Consider the following 6,428-nt stretch of genomic DNA (forward strand, 5'->3'; position numbering starts at 1 on the left):
TTAAAACTCCAATCATTTATATAGTATTTGTCTAAACTTAACTTTAATAATAAAAATAAATTTACTAATAATCCACACTAATAATGGATATCTTAATGATACCTTTAATACCTTAATCATTGTTCCCATATTATAAGTATTATTTATTATTTCACCATATTTTTCTGTAGACTTTTTTATCAATCTAATCTTTTCATTAAGGCTTAATGCACAATCTTTATTATGCAAATCTATAAAACAAGAATACATCCATTTAATAAAGAGATTATTCAAATTTACTAGTTTTTCATTATTAATATTACACTCTTTAAAATAATCATTACATTTACAATAAATAAAATACATTAAGTCTAGCTTGTTTTCTCTATACTTAAACGTTAAATTTTCTTCAACTTTCATACAATAATGATAATAACATTTATCATCAAAAATAACTTTTTTACAATTTTTTAAATACTCTAAATTAAACAATAAATCTTCACCTAAATCAATTGTTTTATCCATATAAATATTATTATCAATTATTATTGATTTTTTATATATTTTATTTACAGGAGAGTTAATATATGTTCCGTTCAGTCTATCCATTACAGCAACTGCAATATTACTATTTCCTTCTTCTATCTTATATTCAAAAGTTTGCTTTGATGATTTTATCTCATTCTCACTTTCAATATCCAAATATAATCCTGTTATTACTGAATCAGCTTTATTTTTCTCAATCTCTTTTAATGTCTCTTCAATCATATAAGGATCAATAAAGTCATCAGCATCTATAAACTGGATATACTCTCCTTTGGAAGTTTTTATTCCTATATTTCTAGTTTCCGATACACCTTTATTTTTATTGTCTATTACCTTAATTCTCTCGTCTTTTTCTTTATATTCATTAATAATATCTATGCTTTTATCCTTTGATCCATCATTTATAAGTATAAGCTCAAAGTTCTTGTATGATTGATTTAAAATACTATCTACACACCTTTTTAAAACTTTTTCTGCATTATAAATAGGAACAATAATACTTATTTTAGGCATAATAATCCCTCTTCATATATATTCTATAAATTTAACTTCATTATATGCTTACCTAGCTCTCTATTTTCAACTTCCTTCTCAAAAACAGAGTAATAAGCAGATATATCATTCACTTCATTAGTTGATAATACTAATCTCTCTAATTCATCTAATAAATTAGTATTCTCTATTAAATCTACTGCTGTTTTAAAATCTCTTACTGTACTTCTTGTAGTTCCTGTTATTCTAACAGCCTTTTCTAAAATTCTTCTAGTATTAATTAAAGCTCCATTCTCTGATACTCCTGTTAATACTATATCCCCACCAAACTTACACTTTTCAATTATTTGATTAATAGCATTTTCTGCAGCATTTCCTCCAACACATTCAAAACATAAATCAAATACTTCTTTATTTAGCTCAGCAGAGTTAACTAAATAAGTTCCATCAATATTAAATTTATTCAACTTATACTCATTGTTACCAATACAATATACTTTGCTTTCTGGAAATAATACCTTAAGTGTATTTGATAATATATATCCTAGTATTCCATCACCCCATACACCTATTTTCAATCCATTTACATTATCAACTCTTCTAATTGCAGCTACCGCTACAGATATTAACTCTAAAAATACATATTTTTCACTATACTTTTCATTATCCAGCTTAACCATATTCTTACTTGGATAGCTAAGACACTCACATGAAAAGCCATCATAATTACTTGAAGCAAACTTAGCCTTAGGACAATAATTTTCACCTAAAGCCTCATTATCCTTACAATTAAAGTCACAGTTATCGCATTCACAAATATTAGGTACTAAAACAACTTTATCTCCTACTTTAAACTTACCAGTATTATCTTTTAATATGGTTCCTGTAGCTTCATGAATTAATCTCATTGGATATTTTAATCCTAATATTCTTTCATCTCTTTTGCCTAGGTAATATCTTAAATCTGCTTTACATACAGCTATATAATCTACCTTAACAATTGCATTACCTATTTTACTTTTTACAGTATCTACATCAATTTCAAATGTTTTAGGTGAAATTATCTTAAACCCTTTGCTTAACACCTAAATCACCTCTATCTTACTTATCTTTATTACTGATTTTAATAATAATAAATCTTCAAATGTAGTAATTTTAAAATTTAATTTATCTCCATTTACTAAATACACATCTTTATTTAAAGCTAAAACCAGTTGACAATCATCTGTAGCATCTTGAGTTTGTCTTTCTATTGATACTTCATGAGCTTCTTTAATTAATTTATACCTAAAACTTTGTGGTGTTTGTCCTAAGTATAGTTCACTACGCTTTGGAATTGTATCTATAGTTTCATTATTTATGCTTTTTACAATAGTATCAGCAGAAGGTATAACTGTATCTACAGCTCCATGTTCTTTTGCTCCACTAATATTTTCATTAATTATTCTTTGAGATATCAGTGGCCTAGCTGAATCATGTATAACAAGAATATCATCCTCAGTACATTCTCCATCTAAAGCTCTTATTGCATTATATACAGATTCCTGCCTAGTATCTCCTCCATTAACTATACCTCTTACCTTATTTAAACCAAATTTTCTTATCCATATTTTAAGGTCCTCTTGCCATTCACTCTTGCAAACTACCATTATTTTATCTATTTCTGGATTTACATCAAAACTTTCTAATGTATGTATTATCATAGGTTTTCCATATATATCTATAAACTGTTTCGGTATATCACTCCCCATTCTTGTTCCTGATCCACCAGCTAAAATAATTGCTATATTCATTTTTATCACCCTTCTTATATTAATATAGTTTTAATTTCTTTACTCTTATTTATTACTGCTTAACAATAATTCCACAGCTAATTGTGATGAGCTTTTTTCTTCCCTTTGATTAAATTTCTTAGCGAAATTTTTAACCCTATTACTATTTCTAGATTTTAACTCATCGTAATTTTTTATCTCTTTTATTAATTGATTTTCAGTTTTTACTATTGGTCCCGGAACAAAACTTTCATATTCATAATAAAAACCTCTTATCTCATTTTTATACTCGTCTAAATCATAGGAATATAAAATTATAGGATTACCAGTTAAAGCAAAATCAAATATAACCGATGAATAATCAGTTATTAGTAAATCTGCTGCTAATAATAATTCTTGCATTTCTCCATAATGAGAGAAATTAAATACAAAATTACTATACTTCTCATCTATATTAATTGCATCATCCATGATATTGGGATGTAGTTTTAATAAAATTACATACTCATCCCCTAATTCCTTATATAACTTATCAAAATCAAACATTAATTTAAATTCTCTATTATCTCTAAAAGTTGGAGCATATAATACTATTTTTTTGCCTAAATTATTTCCTATTTGTGAATTTATATATTTCTTTAATTCTAATATTTTTTCCTTATCATAGAAACAATCATTTCTCGGAATTCCAATTGGATATATTATATCTTCAGATACACCAAACGCATTACTATAAATTTCTCTAACTTCTTCACTACTACAAAGTAAATAATCCCAATTTTGGGCCTCTTTTCTCCATGCTAACTTTTCATGATCCCTATCATCTTCACTTTCAATTATATCTAATCCAAATTTTTTAAAAGCTCCTGCAGCATGCCAAGTCTGCATGTAAACCTGATTTTTTTTAGGCTTTAATTCACCCATTATATGACTATTTACTACCCAATACTTACTTGTACATAAATAATATAAATAATCTATACTTCTTATATTTACATATTTAACTCTATTATTACTTATTTTATCTTTTCCATTATAAACAACTATGAATTGATAATCATTGTATCCATTTTCTATCATATAATCCATCATAGCCTTCGGATTACATGATATGCTTTTACCCCAATATGCTTCAAATAATATTCTTTTATTATTAACTTTTGTAAATATACGTAAAATATAGTAGATTTGTATAAATACTTTCATTCTAATTTCTTTAAAAAATTTCATTTTACTATTCTATCCCCTTAATTATTTATTAATTCTTATCAATACTATTTCTTTTTAAATACTTCAAACCTAAGTATGCACATACACAAATAATTAAAAATATAACTCCCCATCTCACAAACATATTATTTAAGAAAATGTAAAATATACAACTTATTATTATAATAACAAAAACGCCTAGCAAATTGTATAAAAACGGAAAATCTTCATGTCTAAACTTAAATTTAACTATTATAAAATGCATTGCAAATAAAACTATATATGCTATTAAAGTTGATAAAGCAGCTGCATACATACCTATTTTTTTAATAAATATATAATTTATAATTATGTTAATAATTGCTGATATAATAGTTCCCATGGCTATAAAGTTTGTTTTCTTCATATAAAATTGAAAATTTGACGGGAATGTATATAAAAATACAAAATAGTATCCAGCTATTATTATAGGTAATAATCCTATTCCTGACCAATATGACTCTGGTGATAATATCTTTACAATTTCAGGTGATCCTAAAATAAACATCGAAGTTAAAACTGTAAATATCCCTATATATATTGCTGATACTTTTTTAATCTCTTCACTATTTTTTTCTTTTAATTTCTCAAAATACCATGGCATCCACGCACTGTTAAGTGCAATCTGTATGGTATTTATTAAAGCTCCAATAGTATAGGTATAGCTATATATCCCTACAATATCATCATTAGTATATTTTTGTAACATAATTTTATCCGCTTGATTTAATACTAAATGTGATAAATTATGAAGTATAAGAGGAATAGCTATAGGCAAAGCAAACCTCCAGTACTTAATATTAATAAATGTTCTCCCCTTAAGAATTATTTTTATGTACAATATAACTCCTATAACTATAGTTGCTATAGCACCACCGTAAATTCTTCCAAGATATCTTTCATTATTCATTGATAATATAAGTAATACTGATGCACTTACATTTATAATTGTGGATATTGCAGAAGTGAATAGAAACGCCTTATGATTCCTATCGAATGTAAAAACTGCAGTTACATAATTAATTACAAAAGCAAAAAAGCTTTCAAATAATAATATTAAAATTAATGAACTTTTTAATCCAAATATATTAGCTAGTTCATTCTTAAAAAGTAAACTAACTATACAAATTACGGCGAAACTTATTGTTCCAAGAAATAATGTACTAGATAAATATTCATTATATTCCTTATCACCTAAATTTGCTTTAGCACTACCTATAGTTCCATTCATACTTAATCCAACTATTATTGCAAATATTGCGCTCCAAGTAGAATAAATTGTTATTATTCCAAACTCCTCTGTACTTAGTAGATTAGTAAATATAGGTGTTGTAAAGAAGTTAATTCCTTTTAACAAAAAAGTTCCTACAGTATACCAAATTGCAGAATTTAAAAGAGTATTTCCTTTTAGTAATGATTTAATCCTCATATGTGCTCTCCCTACAGTATTTTAATTATATAAACTTCTTGTAATATATATTCTATGTATAACGTATTTAATTATTATAACTCAAAATAGTTTATTATAAAACTTTTTTATAATAACTTATTAATATATTATAATAAAAACTATATTACATTAATATAGTTTTTATTATAATAAGAATGTTTAGAAATTATCAATAATCTCTAAACATTCTTAGTTAAATTTTATAAATTTTTTCCTATTTCTCTAGCTATTATTTCAGCCATCTTTTGTTGCTTTTGTTCATTTGCTAAGTTTTTGGCTTCGTCTGGATTTGATATAAATCCACATTCTACCAGCAACGATGGCATAGTTGTATTTTTAACAACATAAAAATCCTTATTTTTTAACCCTCTATTTTTTAGTCCCATTTCACTAGTTACGCTACTTACTATACTTGATCCTATTTTTTTGCTTAATTTAACTTTCTCAGTTTCTGATGTTCTTAATGAATTTAATGAATATTCTAAACCATCACTTGAAATTACCCCTCTAGTTTCTGGTAAAGCATCACTATAATATACCTCAAATCCTCGTACTGAGCTATCAGTATAGCTATTTTGATGAATACTTATAAAGAAATCAGCTTGTAATTTATTAGCTAAATCTACTCTTTTTCTTAAGCTTTCACTTACCGCTATTGTTTCCCTATCTTCTGGATTCCTAGTTAAAACTACTGTAAACCCCTTTTTCTCTAATTCATCCTTAAGCTTTAAAGAAACCTGCATATTTAAATCCCTTTCTATATAAGTTACACCGTTATGAGTAGAAGTAGCCCCATTATCTCCACCATAGTTATGACCTGGATCTATTACTATTAACTTTTTAACATCATTCTTATCAATATACAAATCTATTACTTGTAACTCATCATATTCTGCATTAGACTTCTTATGCTTTACATGTACTACATATCTATATGCTCC

At 25.9% G+C, this 6,428-nt stretch carries 6 protein-coding genes; all 6 read right to left on the reverse strand.

The window, feature by feature from the left end:
• Nucleotides 1-12 precede the first annotated feature (12 nt).
• On the reverse strand, nucleotides 13-1,038 hold the full coding sequence (locus ABUA17_RS07285) for a glycosyltransferase family 2 protein (RefSeq protein ID WP_052330731.1): 1,026 nt from the start codon (nucleotides 1,036-1,038) through the stop codon (nucleotides 13-15).
• Nucleotides 1,039-1,061: 23 nt separating this feature from the next.
• Nucleotides 1,062-2,102 carry an alcohol dehydrogenase catalytic domain-containing protein gene (locus ABUA17_RS07290; RefSeq protein WP_042400830.1) on the reverse strand — a complete coding sequence of 347 codons (1,041 nt, stop codon included), beginning with the start codon at nucleotides 2,100-2,102 and terminating at the stop codon, nucleotides 1,062-1,064.
• Complete coding sequence (gene ispD / locus ABUA17_RS07295) at nucleotides 2,103-2,810, reverse strand: 2-C-methyl-D-erythritol 4-phosphate cytidylyltransferase (RefSeq protein ID WP_042400833.1); 708 nt, start codon at nucleotides 2,808-2,810, stop codon at nucleotides 2,103-2,105.
• Between the two features lie 45 nt (nucleotides 2,811-2,855).
• A complete protein-coding gene (locus ABUA17_RS07300) occupies nucleotides 2,856-4,019 on the reverse strand; it encodes a CDP-glycerol glycerophosphotransferase family protein (RefSeq protein WP_055277212.1) in 1,164 nt (387 codons plus the stop codon).
• A 28-nt stretch (nucleotides 4,020-4,047) separates the two neighbouring features.
• Nucleotides 4,048-5,466 carry a lipopolysaccharide biosynthesis protein gene (locus tag ABUA17_RS07305; protein WP_349817983.1) on the reverse strand — a complete coding sequence of 473 codons (1,419 nt, stop codon included), beginning with the start codon at nucleotides 5,464-5,466 and terminating at the stop codon, nucleotides 4,048-4,050.
• Between the two features lie 221 nt (nucleotides 5,467-5,687).
• Nucleotides 5,688-6,428, reverse strand: a 741-nt coding sequence (locus tag ABUA17_RS07310; RefSeq protein ID WP_349817982.1) for an N-acetylmuramoyl-L-alanine amidase family protein, incomplete at its 5' end; no start/stop codon positions are given.

Origin of the sequence: Clostridium sp. RTP31139st1_H3_RTP31139_211217, assembly GCF_040227035.1 — a bacterium.
Lineage (GTDB): Bacteria > Bacillota > Clostridia > Clostridiales > Clostridiaceae > Clostridium > Clostridium saudiense.